The 19,073-nt window shown below is 71.7% G+C and carries 21 protein-coding genes; 12 read left to right on the top strand and 9 right to left on the bottom strand.

Annotated elements, in window-relative coordinates:
* Both bagB and bagA read right to left on the bottom strand, forming a co-directional pair.
* A complete protein-coding gene (gene bagB / locus NE857_RS00155; RefSeq protein WP_254421820.1) occupies positions 1–1,206 on the bottom strand; it encodes an ArsA family ATPase in 1,206 nt (401 codons plus the stop codon).
* A 50-nt stretch (positions 1,207–1,256) separates the two neighbouring features.
* Positions 1,257–2,324: an ATPase BagA gene (bagA, locus tag NE857_RS00150; protein ID WP_254419259.1), complete on the bottom strand. Its 1,068-nt coding sequence runs from the start codon at positions 2,322–2,324 to the stop codon at positions 1,257–1,259.
* A 262-nt stretch (positions 2,325–2,586) separates the two neighbouring features.
* On the opposite strand from bagA, the gene NE857_RS00145 reads away from it, so the two are divergent.
* From NE857_RS00145 to NE857_RS00130, 4 genes are all read left to right on the top strand, one after another.
* Positions 2,587–2,760 carry a DUF4177 domain-containing protein gene (locus NE857_RS00145; protein WP_017546677.1) on the top strand — a complete coding sequence of 58 codons (174 nt, stop codon included), beginning with the start codon at positions 2,587–2,589 and terminating at the stop codon, positions 2,758–2,760.
* On the top strand, positions 2,761–3,222 hold the full coding sequence (locus NE857_RS00140) for a RidA family protein (RefSeq protein WP_254419258.1): 462 nt from the start codon (positions 2,761–2,763) through the stop codon (positions 3,220–3,222).
* A gap of 59 nt (positions 3,223–3,281) precedes the next feature.
* Positions 3,282–4,199: an NUDIX hydrolase gene (locus NE857_RS00135; RefSeq protein WP_254419257.1), complete on the top strand. Its 918-nt coding sequence runs from the start codon at positions 3,282–3,284 to the stop codon at positions 4,197–4,199.
* Between the two features lie 108 nt (positions 4,200–4,307).
* Positions 4,308–5,114, top strand: a complete 807-nt coding sequence (locus NE857_RS00130) for an MBL fold metallo-hydrolase (protein WP_254419256.1) — start codon at positions 4,308–4,310, stop codon at positions 5,112–5,114.
* A 198-nt stretch (positions 5,115–5,312) separates the two neighbouring features.
* On the opposite strand, the gene NE857_RS00125 is transcribed toward NE857_RS00130, so the two are convergent.
* Entirely contained in the window at positions 5,313–5,996 is a 684-nt protein-coding gene (locus NE857_RS00125; protein ID WP_017583862.1) for a Crp/Fnr family transcriptional regulator, read from the bottom strand.
* 278 nt (positions 5,997–6,274) lie between these two features.
* On the opposite strand from NE857_RS00125, the gene nth reads away from it, so the two are divergent.
* From nth to NE857_RS00110, 3 genes are all read left to right on the top strand, one after another.
* Complete coding sequence (nth, locus tag NE857_RS00120) at positions 6,275–7,063, top strand: endonuclease III (protein ID WP_425572143.1); 789 nt, start codon at positions 6,275–6,277, stop codon at positions 7,061–7,063.
* 228 nt (positions 7,064–7,291) lie between these two features.
* A complete protein-coding gene (locus tag NE857_RS00115) occupies positions 7,292–7,945 on the top strand; it encodes an NUDIX hydrolase (protein ID WP_254419255.1) in 654 nt (217 codons plus the stop codon).
* A 23-nt stretch (positions 7,946–7,968) separates the two neighbouring features.
* The gene (locus NE857_RS00110) at positions 7,969–9,147 is read left to right on the top strand and encodes a MarP family serine protease (protein ID WP_254419254.1); all 1,179 of its coding nucleotides are present in this window, start codon (positions 7,969–7,971) and stop codon (positions 9,145–9,147) included.
* A gap of 128 nt (positions 9,148–9,275) precedes the next feature.
* Here NE857_RS00110 and NE857_RS00105 read toward each other — a convergent pair whose 3' ends face one another.
* Positions 9,276–9,830 carry an ATP-binding protein gene (locus NE857_RS00105; RefSeq protein WP_017583858.1) on the bottom strand — a complete coding sequence of 185 codons (555 nt, stop codon included), beginning with the start codon at positions 9,828–9,830 and terminating at the stop codon, positions 9,276–9,278.
* 13 nt (positions 9,831–9,843) lie between these two features.
* Entirely contained in the window at positions 9,844–10,191 is a 348-nt protein-coding gene (locus NE857_RS00100) for an STAS domain-containing protein (RefSeq protein WP_026117083.1), read from the bottom strand.
* 232 nt (positions 10,192–10,423) lie between these two features.
* Here NE857_RS00100 and NE857_RS00095 point away from each other — a divergent pair, with 232 nt between their 5' ends.
* The 5 genes from NE857_RS00095 to NE857_RS00075 all read left to right on the top strand — a co-directional run bounded on the left by NE857_RS00095 (position 10,424) and on the right by NE857_RS00075 (position 14,602).
* Entirely contained in the window at positions 10,424–12,805 is a 2,382-nt protein-coding gene (locus NE857_RS00095; RefSeq protein ID WP_254419253.1) for a DEAD/DEAH box helicase, read from the top strand.
* Positions 12,806–12,956: 151 nt separating this feature from the next.
* On the top strand, positions 12,957–13,145 hold the full coding sequence (locus NE857_RS00090) for a DUF4244 domain-containing protein (RefSeq protein WP_254419252.1): 189 nt from the start codon (positions 12,957–12,959) through the stop codon (positions 13,143–13,145).
* Positions 13,123–13,479: a TadE family type IV pilus minor pilin gene (locus NE857_RS00085; RefSeq protein WP_301184286.1), complete on the top strand. Its 357-nt coding sequence runs from the start codon at positions 13,123–13,125 to the stop codon at positions 13,477–13,479. The genes NE857_RS00090 and NE857_RS00085 overlap by 23 nt, the downstream gene beginning before the upstream one ends.
* Positions 13,476–13,910 (top strand): Rv3654c family TadE-like protein, encoded by a 435-nt coding sequence (locus NE857_RS00080; RefSeq protein WP_254419251.1) that lies wholly within the window; start codon positions 13,476–13,478, stop codon positions 13,908–13,910. Before NE857_RS00085 ends, NE857_RS00080 begins: the two co-directional genes overlap by 4 nt.
* Positions 13,911–14,368: 458 nt before the next feature.
* Entirely contained in the window at positions 14,369–14,602 is a 234-nt protein-coding gene (locus tag NE857_RS00075) for a hypothetical protein (RefSeq protein ID WP_254419250.1), read from the top strand.
* On the opposite strand, the gene NE857_RS00070 is transcribed toward NE857_RS00075, so the two are convergent.
* The 4 genes from NE857_RS00070 to ssd all read right to left on the bottom strand — a co-directional run bounded on the left by NE857_RS00070 (position 14,580) and on the right by ssd (position 18,449).
* Complete coding sequence (locus tag NE857_RS00070) at positions 14,580–15,311, bottom strand: type II secretion system F family protein (protein WP_254419249.1); 732 nt, start codon at positions 15,309–15,311, stop codon at positions 14,580–14,582. The two genes, NE857_RS00075 and NE857_RS00070, sit on opposite strands and share 23 nt — an antisense overlap.
* 11 nt (positions 15,312–15,322) lie before the next feature.
* A complete protein-coding gene (locus NE857_RS00065) occupies positions 15,323–16,024 on the bottom strand; it encodes a type II secretion system F family protein (RefSeq protein WP_254419248.1) in 702 nt (233 codons plus the stop codon).
* Positions 16,012–17,154, bottom strand: a complete 1,143-nt coding sequence (locus tag NE857_RS00060; protein ID WP_254421817.1) for a TadA family conjugal transfer-associated ATPase — start codon at positions 17,152–17,154, stop codon at positions 16,012–16,014. Before NE857_RS00060 ends, NE857_RS00065 begins: the two co-directional genes overlap by 13 nt.
* A 131-nt stretch (positions 17,155–17,285) precedes the next feature.
* Positions 17,286–18,449: a septum site-determining protein Ssd gene (gene ssd, locus NE857_RS00055; RefSeq protein WP_254419247.1), complete on the bottom strand. Its 1,164-nt coding sequence runs from the start codon at positions 18,447–18,449 to the stop codon at positions 17,286–17,288.
* Between the last annotated feature and the right edge of the window lie 624 nt (positions 18,450–19,073).

Below are 19,073 nucleotides of genomic sequence, written 5' to 3'. Positions count from 1 at the left end.
TCAGCGGGTGTCCGGGGTTTCCTCCACGGTCTCCTCCGGTCCCGCCACCGCGTCCTCCGGCTCCCCGACGAGTGCGGATCCCACCCCGCGCAACCCGGCCAGGTCGTGCACGTCCTCGGGCCGCGCCGAGACCTCGGTCACCCGGACCCCCCGGTGCGTGGACAGCAACCGGGACCGCAGCCGTGCCTCGCGTTCGTGTGTGCGCACCCGCTCCGCGTGCAGCCGCAGCGCCGCCTCCGCCAACGGGTGGGTGCCCGCCTCCGCGAGGGCCCTCGCCGCGGCCGACGCCTCGACCGCGCCCAGACGTCCCCCGGGGCCGGTCGGCAGCGGGTGCGTCCGGTTGATCACCAGCCCGGCCAGCGGCATGGACTCCTTCGCCAGCCGGTCCATGAAGTAGGAGGCCTCGCGCATCGCGTCCGTGTCCGGGATCGCCACCACCACGAACGCCGTCCCGGGCGTCTGGAGCAGCCGGTAGGTGCGCTCGGCGCGCTCCTGGAAACCGCCGAACACCGTGTCGAAGGCCGAGACGAAGGCGCGTAGGTCGGTCAGGAACTGGGCGCCGACGATCTTGCCCACCACCGAGCTCACCACGTTGAACCCGGCCCCCAACAGCCGGAACGCTCCGGTGGCGGGGGTGCTCAGGAAGCGGATGAGCTTGCCGTCCAGGAACCGGCCGAGCCGCTTGGGGGCGTCGAGGAAGTCCAGCGCTGATCGGCTGGGCGGGGTGTCCACCACGATCAGGTCCCACTCGCCGGACTGGCGCAGCTGCCCCAGCTTCTCCATCGCCATGTACTCCTGCGTGCCGGAGAAGCTCGTGGAGAGGGTCTGGTAGAAGGGGTTGGCCAGGATCTGGCGGGCCCGCTCGGGGTCGGCGTGCTCCCTGACCACCTCGTCGAAGGTCCGCTTCATGTCGAGCATCATGGCGTGCAGGCTGCCCTCGCCCGGCTCGCCCGTCCCGGGCAGCGGTACCGGGCGCGGGGTGTTGTCCAGCTCCGCCAGCCCCATCGACTGCGCCAGCCGCCGGGCCGGGTCCACGGTGATCACCACGGTCCGCCTGCCGCGTTCGGCGGCCCGCAGGCCCAGGGCCGCGGCTGTGGTGGTCTTGCCGACCCCGCCCGCCCCGCAGCACACGACGATCCGGGTCCGCGGGTCGTCCAGGAGCGCGTCCACGTCCAGACGGCCGCCTTCTCCCGCGTCCGGGTCCAGACGGTTACCCGCCCCCGCGTCGACGTCCTGCCGGTTGCCCGCCTGCTCGGTCACCGTCCCACCCCCTGCTCGGTCAGCCGCCGCGCCAGGTCGGCCAGCGCGGCGCGGTCCACCCCGCCCTCCAGCCGGGGCAGCTCCACCAGCGGTCGTCCCAGCGCTTCGAGCTCACCCCGGACCCGCTCCTCCAGGCGGTGGCGCAGGGCGTAGGCCCGCACCTCCCCGGCCAGGTCCGCGGCCAGCTCCTCGTGGTGTTCCAACAGGGCGGGGTCCAACCGCGCGGCCTTCAGCCCCGAGGCGAGCTCGGCGGTGTCCAGGTCCGCGGCGGCCGCGGCGGCCAGGTCGGTCTCGTCGAGCAGCGGCGCGGCGACCATGTTCACCACGACCGCGCCCAGGTTGAGGCCCAGTTCCCCGATCTCGGCGATCCCGTCCCGGGTCTCCTGGGCGGGCATCTCCTCCAGCGCCGTCACGAAGTGCACCCGGGTCTGCGCGGAGCGGATGACCTCCATGACCCGGTCGGCGTGGTTGCGGATCGGGCCGACCTTCGCCAGCCCGGCCACCTCGGAGTTGACGTTCAGGAACCGCCCGATCCGCCCGGTGGGCGGGGCGTCCATCACCACGGCGTCGTAGTGGAAGGGCGCGTCGGAACGGGTGTCCGCGGCGCGGCGCCGCGCTCCCGCGCGCCGCCGGACCGCCTCGGTCGCCTTGCCGGTGAGCAGGACGTCCCGCAGCCCGGGGGCGATCGTGGTGGCGAAGTCCACGGCACCCAGCTTGGTGAGCGCCTGACCGGCCCGCCGCATCCCGTAGAACATCTCGAGGTATTCCAGCAGGGCCGCCTCGGCGTCCGCCGCCAGCACGTGCACGGAACCGCCGTTCGGCGCTGAGATCATCTCGCGTTCCTCGTAGGGCAGCGAGGGGCTGCCGAGCAGGGTGGCCACCCCCTGGCGGCCCTCCACCTCGACCAGGAGCACTCGCCCGCCCCGGGACGCCAGGGACAGTGCCAGCGCCGTGGCGGCCGTCGTCTTTCCCGTACCGCCCTTGCCCGTCACGATGTGCAGCCGGGCACCGGCGAACGCCGCCGCCGGATCGCCTTCCCGCGGTCCCTGTTCACGATCGTTCACCCCACGGAGTCTATGCGCGGGTCCTCGTCGGGGGTGGCCGCGGGCCGGGCGCGCCCTGCCCGCGGTCGTCCCGCAGAAGCACCCAAGGCGTAGGGCGCGCCCGGTGCGCCTTATCCGAGGCCCGTCGGAAGTGCGCTGTGGAGTCGGCTCCCGGCCGAGGCGTGACCCGGTACGCCTGGCCTGCCGGGTGTGTGCGGGTGAGTAAGGTGAGCGGCGTTGAGGTGCGGTCCCACGGGCCGCCGGTGACCGAGAGGGGTAGACGATGACCAAGTGGGAGTACCAGAGCGTGGCTCTGCTGTCGCACGCCACCAAGCAGATCCTGGACAACTGGGGCGAGGACGGCTGGGAGCTCGTCTCCGTCGTGCCCGCGCCGCTGCCCGAGGGCACCGACCCGCGCAACCAGCAGTACGTGGCCTACATGAAGCGGGCCAAGTAGATGGCGACCCCCGAGGAGCGCATCGCCGAGCTGGGACTGACCCTGCCCGAGGTGGTTCCCCCGGTCGCGGCCTACCAGCCGGCCGTCCGCAGCGGTGACCACGTCTATGTCTCCGGCCAGCTGCCGTTCGTCGACGGCAAGCTGCCCGCGACCGGCAAGGTCGGTGCCGAGGTCGACGCCGAGACCGCCAAGGACCTGGCCGCCCTGTGCGCGCTGAACGCCATCGCCGCGGTGCGCGCCGAGGTGGGCGAGCTGGCCGACGTGGTGCGGATCGTCAAGGTGGGCGGTTTCGTCGCCAGCACCCCCGAATTCACCGGTCAGCCCGGTGTGATCAACGGGGCCAGCGAGCTGCTCGGCAGCGTGTTCGGCGAGGCCGGGGTACACGCCCGCGCCGCCGTCGGTGTCGCGGCCCTGCCGTTGGACGCCCCGGTCGAGGTTGACATGATCGTCGAGGTCCGCTGACCGGACCCGAGGACCTCCCGGGCCACAGCGCGGATTTCGTGAACGACAGGAGTACGTCGATGACCGAGAACAACGGTGTGGCCCGGAAGGACGGTGTGGTCCGGCCCCGCCCCGCCGCCACCGTGATGTTGCTGCGTCCGGCGGCGGGCACCTCGACGGCCGCGGACGCCGGAGGCGCCGCGGACACGGCCGGTGCCGTCACGGAGACCGTCACGGGCGCCCGGGCGGAGCGCCCCATGGAGGTCCTGCTCATGCGCAGGGTCCCCTCCATGGGCTTCGCCCCGGGCGCCTTCGTCTTCCCCGGCGGCCGGGTGGACGAACGCGACGCCGACGGCGACCTCCCGTGGACCGGCCCCAATCCCGAGCAGTGGGCCGAGGTCCTGGGCACCGACGTGCCGATGGCCCGGGCCCTGGTGTGCGCCGCCGTCCGGGAGACCTTCGAGGAGACCGGCGTCCTGCTGGCCAGCGAACCGGAGCGGGCGGGGGAGGAGGCCATCACCCTCGACACCGCCACCGACGACTGGGAACGGGACCGGCTCGGCCTCATCGACCACACCCACTCCTTCACCGAGGTGCTGAACCGGCGCGGGCTCGTGCTGCGTTCGGAGTGGCTGCGCGCGTGGTCCCGGTGGATCACCCCCAGGAACCAGCCGCGCCGCTTCGACACCTGGTTCTTCACCGCCGAACTCCCGCCCGGGCAGGCCCCGCGCGATGTCGGCGGGGAGGCCGACCTCACCCAGTGGACGGATCCGTCCGTGGTCGCCGCCGAGTGGGAGGCGGGACGGATGCCGATGCTGCCGCCGACCGTCATCGCCTGCGCTGAGCTGGCGGAGCGGCGGACCCTCCGAGGTGTGAGGGAAGCTCTACGGGATATCGTTCCCATCGAACCGGACGTTCGGGAAATCGACGGTCAGATCCGTGTCGTTGCCCCGGACGGCAGCGACTTCCCCCTACCGAGGCCCAACGCGAATCCGTGAGTGTCCGCACCCGTTGGTGTGGAGTGCTCTGTCGCGGAAAGGTTTCCCAGCATGTCCTCTTGGCCGTCCTTCAGACCAGTCCGGTTTCGGCGAGCGAAGCGAGGTGCGATGAGGATCGACGGTTCCGGGACACTGCGCGCCGGCTGCGTACTGTGCCCCAACCCAGGCCCGATGACGTTGGAGGGAACCAACACCTGGATCCTGCGGGAACCGGGTGCGCGCGGGGTCGTGGTGGTCGACCCCGGGCCGCACGACGAACGGCACCTGGAACGGGTGGCGCGGACCGTGCAGGAGCAGGGCGCCCAGGTCCTGATGACACTGGTGACCCACCGGCACTTCGACCACAGCGAGGGCTCCCGGTACTTCGCGGAGCTGACCGGCGCCCCGGTGCACGCGGTCGACCCGCGGACGCGGGTGAGCGGTTCGGGACTGGAGGACGACCAGCTGATCCGCGCGGACGGTCTGGAGCTGCGGGTCCTCGCGACCCCCGGCCACACGGACGACTCGATCTGCCTGTTCCTGGAGGCCGACAGCGCCATCCTGACCGGCGACACGATCCTGGGCCACGGCACCACGGTGATCGACGGTGACGACGGCCTGGCCCCCTACATGGACTCGCTGTACCGGCTCCGGGACCTCACCAGGGAACACCAGGTGCGGACCCTGCTGCCGGGCCACGGCCCGATCCTGACGTCGCCGCTGGCGGCGCTGAACTCCTACATCGACCACCGCGAGGCGCGACTGGCGCAGGTCCGCGACGCGGTGGAGGCCGGCGCGACCAAGGTGGACGAGGTCATCGACCGGGTCTACCCGGACGTCGTGGAGAGCGTCCGTCCGGCGGCCGCCTCCTCGGTCCGGGCGCAGCTGCGCTACCTGGCGACCAAGGGGGAACTCCCGGAGGGCGTCGAGAACTGACGCGAGACACGAAGAAGTAAGACGTGAACCGGCGGGCCCGCCGACCAGAGCAGGCCCTACACGGCCCTGGATGCCCCCTGACAGCGCTGCGGCCGTCACCCCGAAGGGCGAGACGGCCGCACAGCGTCTTGGGTCCCGCTGAGGCGTTCTGGCGTGTGCCGGAGCCGATCAGAGCCAGCCGGAGCCCGCTGGAATCCGTTAGCGGGCGCGGCGGCGCATGCGCTCGACGTCCAGCAGCACCACGGCCTTGGCCTCGATCCGCAGCCAGCCGCGCAGGGCGAACTCGGCCAGGGCCTTGTTGACCGTCTCACGGGAGGCGCCCACCAGCTGGGCCAGCTCCTCCTGAGTGAGGTCGTGGTGCACGTGCAGGCCGTCGTCGCCCTCCTTGCCGAACTTGTCGGCGAGCTCGAGCAGGGCCTTGGCCACACGGCCGGGCACGTCGGTGAAGACCAGGTCGGCCATCACGTCGTTGGTCCGGCGCAGACGGGCGGCCAGCGACTTCAGCAGCTGCAGACCCACCTGGGGGCGGCTGGACAGGAACGGCCGCAGGTCGTCGTGGCCGAGCCCGGCGAGCACGGAATCGGTGACGGCCACGGCGCTCGCGGTGCGCGGGCGCGGGTCGAACAGGGACAGTTCACCGAACATCTCGCTGGGGCCGAGCACGCCCAGCAGGTTCTCGCGGCCGTCGACGGCCGTGCGGGTCAGCTTCACCTTCCCGCTGAGGATGACGTACAGGCGGTCGCCCTCGTCACCTTCGTTGAACAGGGTCTGACCGCGACCGAGGCGAACCTCGTTCACCGAGGAGCGGAGCGCGGCAGTGTCCTCCTCGTCCAACGGCTCGAACAGAGGGGCCTTCCGGAGCACCTCGTTGATCTCGTCCACACGTCCTCCTAAAACCTGACCGTCAACAGTGTGACGTATATCGCAACCGGGTGTGAAACCAGGTCGTTACCTCGGCTTGTCCGCCGGGAGACAACGTGCCCACAACAGCCGACGTCAGCCCATGCGATCCTAGTCGTAATCGGCCTGTGTCAGGGCTTGTCCGCGCCGTGCGACCGGACATTGGTTACATAATCTCGGTCACCAGGCGAAACGACGGCGCGCCGCCGAATTCCGACGACCCGGGTGTGCCCCCGCACCCTGACGCCTACCCTGTGACGATGCCTCGTGACACCCCAGAGCCCGGTGACTCCGCGCCCCGTGACACCGCGACAGCCGATGCGGCCGTACCCGCGGAGAAGACCACGCCCACCGGCGAGAGCCGACTCGCGCTGGTCCGACGCGCCCGGAAGATGTACCGGGAGCTCTCGGAGCTGTATCCGGACGCCCACGCCGAACTGAACTTCACCACCCCGCTGGAGCTCCTGGTCGCGACGATCCTGTCCGCGCAGTGCACGGACAAGCGGGTCAACCAGGTCACTCCGGCGCTCTTCGCGCGCTATCCCGACGCCGAGGCCTACGCCTCGGCCAGGCGCGAGGATCTGGAGGAGATGATTCGTCCGACGGGGTTCTTCCGGGCCAAGGCCAACAGCCTGCTGGGGCTTGGTCAGGCCCTGTGCGAACGACACGGTGGCGAGGTTCCTGGAAACCTCGCCGACCTGGTCAAACTACCCGGTGTGGGACGAAAGACCGCAAACGTACTGCTCGGTAACGCCTTTGATGTGCCAGGGATCACCGTGGACACCCACTTCGGGCGTCTCGTCCGCCGTTTCGGGTGGACCGACGAGCAGGACCCGGTCAAGGTCGAGCACGCGATCGGCGAGCTCTTCCCGCCCAAGGACTGGACGATGCTGTCCCACCGCGTGGTGTGGCACGGCCGCCGCGTCTGCCACGCCCGCAGGCCCGCCTGCGGCGCCTGCGTCCTGGCCCACTGGTGCCCCTCCTTCGGCGAGGGCCCCACGGACGAGGCCACCGCCACGAAGCTCCTCCGCATGCGCTCGTTCGCCTGACCCGGACGCACTTCGCGCTCGTGCCCTGGCCAGGGGGCCGGGCGCCTCCCGTCCGGGATCTGCCCTGCCCCCCGGTCTGCCCTCAGCCCCGTCCTCGGCCCGGGCTCACCGCGGGCGGGTTCAGGGGGCGGCAGTTTGTACCCTGATCACGTGAGAGCGCACACATCGGCCCCTGCGAACTCACCCGTACACCCGTCGGCGCGACAACCCCCGGAACAGGTTCTGCGTATGAACTCGACCCCGCTCTGGCTGTCCGCGCTCGCGGACGCCGCTCAGGCGATGCCGGTACCCCCACCGATGCGCCCGCCCGCACAGGGAGGCCGCGAGTCGGCCGTGCTCATCCTCTTCGGCGAGACCGAGCGGGGCCCCGACCTGCTGCTCATCCAGCGCAACGACGGACTGCGCCGCCACGCGGGCCAGCCCGCCTTCCCCGGAGGGCGGATCGAGCTCACGGACCCCTCCCCGGAGGCCGCCGCGCTGCGCGAGGCCGAGGAGGAGACCGGCGCCGTCCCCACCGGGATCGACGTGGTCGGCCGCCTGCCCGAGCTCTACCTGAGCTTCAGCGACTTCCGGGTCGCCCCCGTCCTCGGCTGGTGGCGCGAGCCCTCCGAGGTGCGGGCCGCCGACACCGGTGAGGTCGCCGCGGTCTCCCGGGTGCCCGTCGCCGACCTGGCCGACCCTGCCAACCGGGTCAAGGTCCGCTACGGGGGCGGCCCGATGTGGGGACCGGGCTTCCGGGTCGACAACATGCTCGTGTGGGGCTTCACGGGCGCGATCATCGACAGCCTGCTCACTCTCGGGGGATGGGAACTTCCCTGGCGTGACGCGGCTCTAACAGACGTGTTCGAAGCCACCCCGCAGGGCCTCCGTCCGGTCGGGTAACGCTCACTTCTTGGAGGGCATCCGTGCTCGACGCGGTTCTGGTCGTCCTGTTGCTGCTGTTCGCGGTGACCGGCTACCGGCAGGGTTTCATCGTCGGCGTGTTCAGCTTCGTCGGCTTCATCGGAGGAGGGATCCTCGCGGCGGTCACCGCGCCGGGACTCATCCAGGACTGGGTGGCCGACCCGGGGCGCCAGGCACTGCTGGCCATCGCCGTGGTGTTCCTGTCCGCCGCGCTGGGCCAGTTCATCTCCTCCTACCTGGGCACGCTGGTCCGCAACAGGGTCACCTGGGACTCGGCCCGGGTCGTGGACGCGCTGGGCGGGGCCGTGGTCAGCGGGCTCTCGGTGCTCCTGGTGGCCTGGTTCATCGGCAGTACGGTGGCCAACTCGGCCCTGCCGTACGTGTCCAACCAGGTGAAGGACTCGCGGATTCTCCAGTCGGTGGACTCGCTGATGCCGCCCGCCGCCCACCAGGGTTTCTCGACCTTCCGCCGGGTCGTGGACCAGAGCGCGTTCCCGCAGGTGTTCAGCGGACTGGGCACCGGTGAACTGGCCGAGGTGGAGCCGCCCGACCCGGACGTGCTCACCACCCCCGAGCTCATCGAGTCCAGCCGCAGCGTGGTCAAGGTCCTGGGCACCGCGCCCAGCTGCCAGCGGCGGGTCGAGGGCACCGGCTTCGCCTACGGCGACGACCGCATCATGACCAACGCCCACGTGGTCGCCGGGGTCACCGAGGACCTGCGCGTGGTCACCAGGGACGGGTACCAGCTGGAGGCCACCCTGGTGCTGTTCGACGCCCAGCAGGACCTGGCCGTACTGCACGTGCCGGGGATGGAGCTGTCGCCGCTGGAGTTCAACGGTGAGGCCGTCCAGGGCGACGACGCGGTCGTGGCGGGCTTCCCGCGCAACAGCGGCTTCACCGCCGTTCCCGCGCGGATCCGGGCCAAGCAGACCGCGCAGGGCTCGGACTTCTACCACTCGCAGCAGGTGAGCCGGGAGATCTACCAGGTACGCGCCGTGGTGCGCCCGGGCAACTCCGGCGGCCCGCTGCTGGCCCCGGACGGCACGGTGTACGGCGTCGTGTTCGCCGCGGCCACCAACGAGGACGAGACCGGTTACGTGCTGACCGCGGACGAGGTCGCCGAGAACGCCGAGGCGGGCCTGACGGCCACCTCGGAGGTCTCCTCCCAGACCTGCGACTGATCCGGGCCCCGGGGCCGGGAGACGTCCTCTCGGCCCCGGACAGCGAACAGTCCGGGCACCGAACGCATGACGAAGGGGCACCTCCCACACCGGGAGGCGCCCCTTCGTTACGTGCTGTCTGTTTCGAGCTAGTTCGAGCTCGGGTTCTGGGTCTGGTCCGCCTGCAGCGGCCAGCTCATCCGAACCACCGTGCCCGAGTCCTTGGGCTCGATGGACACCTCATCGGCGAGACCGGTGATCACCGCCAGGCCGAGGCCGGGGGAGAAGCCGGAGATTCCGCCGGGAGGGGTGTCCTCGCCGTCCAGGAAGAGGCCGTCGAGCAAGGGCTCCAGGTGGTTGGCCATCTCGTCGGTGTCCTTGGCGGGGGCACGGTCCGAGACGACGACCTCGAAACGTCGTGTAGCGCTCCCGTTGGCGCGCAGCGTTCGGCTCGAGGTGTCGGTGCGGGGGTCCGACACCGGATCAGGTCCGCTTCCGTCGATCAGCTGGAGCAGGATCGGCTGTGTGGGGCAGTGCAGCTTGTGGGCCGCCACCGCCCGGGAGCAGGCCTCTCCGACCGCCAGCCTGATCTCGTCGATCGCGGAGGCCGCGATGCCCGCCCGGCGTGCGACGGTCGCGGCCATGAGCCGCGCCGTGCGCACGTGGGCGGGAAGCGCACTGATCGTGAGCGTGATGGTTGCCATCGCTCGCTCTGGGTTACTTCGAGGAGCGCTTGTCGATGGCTTCCTGCACCGAACCGTGGATGCCGAACACCTTGGTCAGGCCGGTGATCCGGAAGATCTTCAGGATCCGCTCCTGGGTGCAGACCAGGTCCAGGGTCCCGTCGTGAGCACGGACCCGCTTCAGGCCGCCCACAAGCACACCGAGGCCCGTCGAGTCCAGGAACTCCACCTTCTCCATGTTGACCACGAGGTGGAAGTTGCCCTTGTTGACCAGGTCGATCAACAGCTCACGGAGCCGGGGCGCGGTATAGACATCGATCTCACCCTCAACGACGACGATCTCGGTGTCGCCCTCGGTGTAATGATCAAGCTTCAAATCCACAAGTCCTCCAGCGCCGAACCGCGAAATATCGCGAAGTATCTCTGCCGGGCGTTACCCCACCAGCACGCATTCAACCACGGGTCTCGTGAGTGTCTTCCCGCTATGCACAGGAAAACAGTCACCCCGCGCCACTCCTACCCCGGATGTCACACTGAAACCGATGTCGACCGTTGACCCGACCTCGGGGCGAGGGCCAGCAGCTCGTGAACGTGTCCAGTGAGGAAGGGACTCGATGAGGCGATCGGAGCCCGTGCTCCCCGGTGTGTGGCGTGACGACAACCGGTACCCGCAGGTCACCCATATCGAGCATGTGGCCCGGAACGCGGGTGTGAGCGGGGACTGGCCGGAGTGGACAGCCCCCCACCTGGTCGAACGACTGGCCGAACGGGGGATCACGGGTCCGTGGTCCCACCAGGCAGCCGCCGCCGACCTCGCACGCTCGGGCCGTGATGTGATCATAGCCACGGGTACCGCCTCGGGGAAGTCGCTTGCCTTCCTTATGCCCGCGGTGGAGGCGGTTGACTCCGGTGAAACGGTTCTGTACCTCTCACCGACCAAAGCGCTCGCCCAGGACCAACTCAGAGGGATTACGGACCTGGGACTTTCGGGCATGCGGGCGGCGGTCTACGACGGGGACACCACCGCCGAGGAGCGCTCCTGGGTGCGCGAGCACGGCAACTACGTCCTGACCAACCCGGACATGCTGCACCACGGGATCCTGCCCAGGCACGGGGCGTGGTCCAGGTTCCTGCGGCGGCTCCGCTACGTGGTGATCGACGAGGCGCACCGGTACCGGGGGGTCTTCGGCTCGCACGTCGCGCAGATCCTGCGGCGTCTGCGCAGGGTGTGCGCCCGCTACCGCTCGGAGCCGGTGTTCGTCCTGGCCTCGGCGACCTCGGGCTCACCGGCCGAGAGCGCCACCCGGCTCACCGGGGTCCCGGTCACCGCCGTGAGCGAGGACGGCTCGCCCCGGCCGGGGATGTCCGTCGCCCTGGTCGAGCCGGAGATGACCGATCTCACCGGTGAGCACGGCGCCCCGGTGCGCCGGACCGCGCCCTCCCAGGCCGCCGAAATGCTCGTTGACCTGGTCCGGGACGGGGTCAGAACGCTGGTGTTCGTGCGTTCGCGCCAGGGCGCGGAGGTGGTCGCGCTGAACGCCCAGCGGATGCTCACCGAGAACGGCGAGCACGACCTCGCCCGCCGGGTGGCCGCCTACCGCGGCGGCTATCTGGCGAACGAGCGCCGGGAACTGGAGGAGGCCCTGCGCTCGGGTGAGCTCCTGGGCCTGGCCAGCACCAACGCCCTGGAGCTCGGGGTGGACATCAGCGGCCTGGACGCCGTGCTCATCGCCGGCTGGCCGGGCACGCTGGCGTCGCTCTGGCAGCAGGCGGGCCGGGCGGGGCGACGGGGGGAGGACGCCCTGGCGGTCTTCATCGCCCGGGACGACCCCCTGGACACCTACCTGGCGCACCACCCGGAGGCCATTTTCGGGCGTTCGGTCGAGGCCACCGTCCTCGATCCGGAAAACCCGCACATCCTCGGTCCGCACCTGTGCGCGGCGGCCCAGGAACTACCGATCACCCGTGCCGACTTCGACCTCTTCGGCGAGACGACCGAGGGGCAACTGGCCGGACTCGTGGCCCGGGGACTGCTCAGAAAGCGCCCACGGGGTTGGTTCTGGACAAGCCATGAACGGGCAAGTGACCTGGCCGATATTCGCGGGGCGGGTGGCCCACCGGTCCAGATCGTCGACACCGCCAGCGGCCAGCTGCTCGGCGAGATCGACGAGGCGGCCGCGCACGGCACCGTCCACGCGGGGGCGGTCTACCTCCACCAGGGCGCCACCTACCTGGTCGACGACCTCGACCTGGACGAGGGCGTGGCCCTGGTGCACGCCGCCGAACCGCCCTACAGCACCTGGGCCAGGGACACCACTGACATCACCGTGGAGTCCGTGCTGCGCGAGGAGGCCTGGCCGAGCGGCGCCACGGTCTACTTCGGCGAGGTGGAGGTCACCCGCCAGGTGGTGGGCTTCCTCAAACGCGACGTGCGCACCGGTTCGGTGCTCGGAGAACAGCCGTTGGACATGCCCGAGCGCACCCTCCAGACCCGCGCGGTCTGGTGGACCCTGCCGCACGAGGGGGAGAACCGGCTCCGTAAGCAGGACGTGGCGCTCCTGGGCGCCGCCCACGCCGCCGAGCACGCGGCCATCGGCCTGCTCCCGCTGCTGGCCACCTGCGACCGCTGGGACATCGGCGGTGTCTCCACCGCCGTACACGGGGACACCGGGAAGCTGACGGTGTTCGTCTACGACGGCTACGACGGCGGCGCCGGATTCGCCGAACGAGGCTACGCCCGGGCCCGCGAGTGGCTGGGCGCCACCCGGGCGGCGATCGCCGACTGCGAGTGCGAACAGGGCTGCCCCTCGTGCATCCAGTCACCCAAGTGCGGAACCGGCAACGAACCCCTGAGCAAACCGGGAGCCCTCCGCCTCCTCGACGAGGTCCTGGGAACCGGCGACCCGGATCCCGCGGTGGGCCCCGGGCACACGGAAGACAGGAATTCCGCCGAGAAGGCCGAGGAGACCGGGACCCCCGCGACGGACAACGGCTGACCGGGAGGCGTTCCCCAGGAGCGGATGGCGGGGTGCGCGGGCGGGGAAGTTATCCACAGGCTGGGGGCAGCGGCTTTCGCTCCGGACCGGAACGGCGCAACCTGGAACGGCCGGACGGAACCCTCTCCGTCCGGACCACCCGGGAGGTCCCATGTTCTCTTTCCCGTGCCCGACCCTGCCCCCGTTCGCCTCTGACCGGGGCATGAGCACCGCCGAGTACGCGATGTGCACCGTCGCCGCGGTCACCTTCGCCGGCGCCCTCATCCTCCTCCTCGGCAGCGAACCCGTGAGCTCGGCTCTTCGAACGATCATCACCGATGCCCTCCAAGCCCGCCCCTGACCGCGGCTCCGTGACGATGGAGACCGCGATGGTGCTCCCCTCGCTGCTGCTCATGCTGGCCATCGCGTTCAGCGCGCTGGCCGCGGCGGCCGCACAGCTCTCCTGCGCCGACGCCGCCCGGATCGGGGCTCGGGCCCTGGCCCGGGGAGAGCCACCCGAACACGCCCGGGCCCTGGCCCTGTCCGCGGCCCCGGAACAGGCAAGGGTCGAGCTGACCGAGAGCGCGGGCATGGCCAGGGTCACCGTCCGCGCGGAGCTCGTCCTCGGGCCGCTCCGGGCCCCGCCCCTGGGGGTCGGTGGCAGCGCGGCGGTTCCCCTGGAACCGGGCGGATGAGGCCGACCGGACCAGGAGAGCTCAGTCTCAGAGGGCCAGGCCCCTGTCAGCCAGGCCCCTGTCAGCCCGGACCTAGGACGCCGGACGCCGGTTCGGCCACCGTCTGGTGGATCTCCCTGTGCGTCCTGCTGTGGTTCCTCACCTACGCGCTGCTCCTCACCGCCGCGGCCCGCCTGGACCGGGACCGCGCCTCGGCCGCCGCCGACCTCGCCGCCCTCGCGGCGGCGGCGCGGGCCCACGAGGGGACGGGGACGGTCTGCGCGGCGGCCCGGCGCACCGCCGAGGCCAACGGCGCCACCCTCGACACCTGCGAGCTGAGCGGCCTCACCGTCACGGTGACGGTCTCGCTCCCCGCGTCAGCCCTGCCCCGGGAGGTCAGCGCCCGCGCAAGGGCCGGACCCGTCCACAACCCCAGCGAGGAGGTGGAATGACCGTCCACCCGGTCCTGGCCTGCGCCCTCCTGCTGTGCGGCCCGGTCCTCGCCGAATCCGAACCCTGCTCCGGAGTCTCCGCCGCAACGCCGCTGCCTGGCCCTACGCTCCTGCACGACTCCGAACCCTCGCCCGATCCGAGTGCCTCGCCCGGCCGCTGCCCACCCGATCTCCACCTCCTGGACGCACCAGCGCGGACCCCGTCCACGAGACCGACACCGGGGCCGCCGGGCACCGAACCAACACCGGACAGTTCCCCCGCACCCCCCTCGGGGCCGGCGCCGCCGCCCTCCCGCCCCACCCGGCCGCAGCCTTCGGAGGACTCCAAGCCTTCAGGGGGCACCGGGTTCTCGGAAGGCCTGGCACCTTCGGAGGGCTCCGCGCCTTCGGAGAGCAGCACGCCAGAGCCAGCCCCGGAGCGGGACCCGCCGGGGGCCACCGCCACGGTCCGGGCACTGGTGCCTCCCGAATCAGAAGCCGCCCCGAACCCGGTCGGCCACTTCGCCTACGAGGACCCCGCCCGGTTGAGCACGCTCTCCCGCCTGGTCGGAACCGTCTCCACCACCGTGCTGATCCTTCTGCTGATCACCGCCCTCGCCCTGCGCCTGACCGTCGGCTGGCCCCGCTTCCCGATCCGATACCAGGGCCGCCGCCGCACCAGATCACCGACTAGTACGACAGGGCCGTGGTGAGGAGGTCGGCGGCCATGGGGACCACGCCGATCAGGATGAAGGCGGGCAGGAAACACAGACCCAGGGGAGCGACCACCAGGACCCCCATGCGTTCGATCCGGGCGGTGGTCCGGGCCTTCAGCTGCCTGCGCAGGTCGGCGACGTGCCGGTCGAGCTGGTCGGCCACCGGCGCTCCGGTATCGGTGGTGCGGACCAGGTCCCGGCCGACCTCGGCCAGCGGCTCGGGCAGCGTCGGCCTCCGCCAGGCCAGGGCGGGTTCGGCGCCCAGTCTCAACTGCTCGGAAACGGCCGCGAGCTCTTCCCCCAGACCGCCGCGGGCGGCACCGGACACCGCGGTCAGGCAGGCCGGAAGCGTCACCCCGGCCCGGATGCCCGAGGCGATCAGCCCGATCAGCACCGGCAGGTCGTCGGTGACCGGCAGCCGTTCGGGGCGCTTACGGCGTTCCCGGGCCCGTAACCACAGGAAGGCACCGCCACCGGCCGCGGCCAGCCCGCCCACCGCACCGAGCAGGGCCACCAACAGGGTCGCGGCACCCATCCCGGCGAACAGCCGGAGCCACGGGCCGAGCGGCCGCCGGGCGGACGTCCTTGTGCCCGCGTCGTGTTCCGGCGCAGCGGCCACCAGCCTCAGCACTCGTCGTTGGTTCGAACCGAACAGGACCCACACGGCGGCCACCGCACACAGCACTGCCGCCACTTCGAAAACCATCCTCCACCCCCTCAGGACACCGCGCCCCGGACCATCCGCAGGGTCCACCAGGCGCCCAGTACGTCGAGCAGCACACCCAGGACCAGGCACAGCAGACCCAACGGTGTGGTGAACAGGAACACCAAGGGCGATCCGCCGAGCGCCGCCGACATCGCCACCCCGACCACGGGCAGACCGACCAGAACCAGCGCGGTGGTGCGCGGCCCGGCCGCCCTGGCGCTGACCTCGGCCCGCTGCTCCTCCCGTTCGGTCAGGCTGACCGCCAGCGCGTCCACCACCCCGGCCAGCCCCGCACCGGTCTCCGCCGCCACCTCCCAGCACGCCGCCAGATAGACCAGCGCCCACAGGTCCTCGTCCCGCTCGGCCACCCGGCGCAGTGAAGCAGCATCCGACACCTCACCGACCATCGGCCCCGCCTCCAACGCCGCGACCCGCAGCGCCGTCTCCGGGGGTTGCCCGGCCCTGAGCTCGGCCGCCATCACCCGGCACAGCAGGATCACGGCCCGCCGTCTCGCCTCTCCCGCGCTCCGACGGGCGAGGGCACTTCGCAACGACGGCACGGGGGCCACTCGGACCAGCCTCCCGGCCACGGCCGGAGCCGACCGGAACCGGTCGGGGAACAGCCTGACCACTCGATGGCGGCCCTCGCCCGGTAGCGCCCAGAGCAGAGCCGCCGCCAGGGTGAAAACCACCAGGAGGGTCACCGCCGCCACTCCTCGCCCAGGCGGGAGACGACCTCGGCCACGCCCGGGTACTCGTACTGGCGTCCGTCCGGGGTGAAGGCCACCGCCGGTTCCGCCCGAACCAGCCCGGAGGAGCCCTGGCGCAGTACCCGGATCTCGGACAGGCGGCGCCCACGAGCGTCTCGGACGAGGTGGACCACCATGACCCGGGTCGCGGCGAGCTGGCTGTGCACCGCGCCCCGGTCGAGCCCGGCGGCGCACCCCATCGCCTCCACCCGGGCGGGCACGTCCTCGGCCCCGTTGGCGTGGAGGGTCCCGGCACCGCCCTGGTGCCCGGTGTTGAGAGCGCCCAGCAACGACACGATCTCCGGCCCCCGCGCCTCGCCGACCACCAGCCGGTCCGGGCGCATCCGCAGTCCCTGCCGGACCAGCGTCTCCAGGGAGACCTCCCCGCTGCCCTCGATATTGGCCGGGCGGGTCTGTAGCCGCACGACGTGCGGGTGCTCGGGGCGCAACTCGGGGGAGTCCTCGGCGAGCACGATGCGTTCCTTCGGATGCACCAGCGACAACAGCGAGGAGAGCAGGGTGGTCTTTCCGGTGCCGGTACCGCCACTGACCAGGAAGGGAACGCGCTGGACGATCAGGGAGCGCAGCAGCTCCGCCCCGGCGGGGGTCAGGCTTCCGCAGGCGGTCAGCCGGTCCAGCCCGAACACCTTCCGGGGCGGGATCCGCAGGGACAGGCAGGCGCCCTCGGGGGAGATCGGCGGCAGTACGGCGTGCAGCCTGATCCCGTTCGGCAGCCGCGCGTCCACGTAGGGCGCGGCCGCGTCGAGCCGCCGCCCGGCCTGGAAGGCCAGCCGCTGGGCGAGTCTGCGCACCTCGTCGGCGGAACCGAAACGCACGTCGCGCGCCCGGCGCAGCCCGTCCCCGGCATCCACCCAGACCTGGTCCGGTCCGTTGACCAGGATGTCGGTGACGTCCGCGGCCAACAGGTCCTCCAGTGGCCCTGCCCCGGAGAGTTCGGCGGCCAGTCTGCGGGTCATGGCGAGCAGCTCCCGGTCACCCAGGGCGCCGCCCTCGGCGCGGATCGCGGCCGCGACATTGGCCGGGGTCACCGCCGTCCCGGCGGCCACGAATCGGTCGCGGACCCGCTCCAGCACAGCGCTCTCGCCCCGGCCCGCAGCCGGGGGAGCGGCCCCGGGCCGGGCGTCCCCGCCCCGACGGGAAGCGACCCCCGCCCACCCTCCCCACGCGGTCGACCCGCCCCGGTCGCTTCTTCTCGGCGCTCTGCTCACCGGGCCTCCTCCGTGCTGACGAGGGTGTCCACCACGAGGTCGGCGTACCTGGCCAGCGGGGACCTGGGGTGCTGGGCGGGCACGTCACCGGCCCGCAACAGCCGGGACAGCCCGGGCTCGGCCGGCAGGTCGGCCCCGAGTTGCACCCCGAGACTCTTGGCGATGACCTCGGTGGACAGGCCGCCCCTGGCCCCGCGGACCACCACTCGGACCCGATCGGACTCCTGTTGGAGGCGGTGGGTCATGCGGGCCGCGGAGACCACCGAGTACACGTCTGCGGGGACCACCACGAGCACCAGTGCGGAATGGTTGAGGAAGACGGTGGTGGCGGGGTCGAAGGAGCGGGGCAGGTCCACCACGACCAGGTCGGTGCCGCGTCGTGCGGAGGCCAGCGCGGACCGGACCGCGCCGACCGGCAGAGGGCGTCCCCGGTCGCTACCGCCACCCCGGGACCAGGTCAGCACGTCCACCCGACCGGCCTTGGGAAGGCCGTCCCGCAGGGTCCGCCAGGGCATCCGGCCGCGCTGGCGCAGCAGGTCGTCCCAGCCGGTCCGGGCGTCCGCACGGGTGTGGTCGCAGCCCAGGTAGATGTCGGGGCCACAGCCGAGGGGGTCGGCGTCGAGCAGGGCGGTGGACCGCCCGGCCCGCTCACCGGCCAGGGAGAGCGCGACCGCGAGCAGGCTCGCCCCGGCACCGCCCCGGCCGCCGACGACGGACACCACGGGTGCGGGAGGACGGTCGGAGACGGAGGCGAAGAGGTCGACTAGGGCCGACTCGTCCCTGGGCAGCAGGTAGGCGGTACCCCCGTCCCGGAGCTCCCTGCCGTTCCTGTCGTTTCCGCCGTCCCTGTCGTCCGGGGCATCGGCCGTCCGGGCCTCATCGGCTCCACCGGTGTCACGGACCCCGTTGGCGGCGGACGGGGGAGCCCCGCAGCGGGAGACGACCGCGACCCGCGGGTGGGGCGGGGGTTCGGCGGTGCGGAGGGCGCGTTCCAGGTCCTGCCCGACCACGACGAGCGGGGCGCGGCCCCAGGCGCGCAGTGCCTGTTCGGGACTGGAGGAGATGGAGACCTCGGTGGCGGCCGCGGCGGCGAGCCGGAGGAGATCGTCGAGGAGATCGGGGTCGGAGGTGGCGATCAGGGTGCGCTGCGGGACGTCCATCGGACCTTCCGGGAAGTGCGGAGAACCTGCACTCTCGACCTTCGCCGAATGGCGGTCGCTGCGGAAGAGACCAGTTCTGATCTGTGGATAACTCCGCGGGGCCCGGAAGGGAAACGTCCTCACCCGGCGGACGGGACACACGTACGGGGGCTGTCGTGTGTCCCGGCCCGTCAGGCGAGACGGAGCGCATCGGGCGGTCCTCACAGGGGGAACTGGGGCCGACCGGTTCCGGCCTTGGGGGGATAGGCCGGACTCCGCTCTCTTGGGGAGGGTCCATCGGGAGCGGCCGCGCGAACCGGTACCACCTGGAGCGGGGGATCCGAGTTCGCACTTCCCGCGAAGAACGACGGCGGTTCCGTTCCAGGGCGCAATGTCCGCATTGGCGGTCTGCGCCCATAAAAGCCGGGAACCCGGGACTTTAGCCCTGCGCTGTCGGCGCTTCGCTCGACTCCAGAACAGACGCTACCACGCAATGCTGTGTATGGGTTCGGGAATCCAACATAAAAACTTCAGTCAACCACCTTTTGGAAGAAGGGTCGTCGGCGTAGAAAGAAAGCAGCTGGTGGCGAAGACCCACCCCGACACGGAGGGCGGGAACCCACGCTCCGCTGGGCCCCGTAGGGC

Source organism: Nocardiopsis exhalans (genome assembly GCF_024134545.1).
GTDB classification, from domain to species: Bacteria; Actinomycetota; Actinomycetes; order Streptosporangiales; family Streptosporangiaceae; genus Nocardiopsis; species Nocardiopsis exhalans.
The sequence above is the reverse complement of the archived record's forward strand: the minus strand, read 5'-3'. Positions and strand labels throughout refer to the sequence as shown.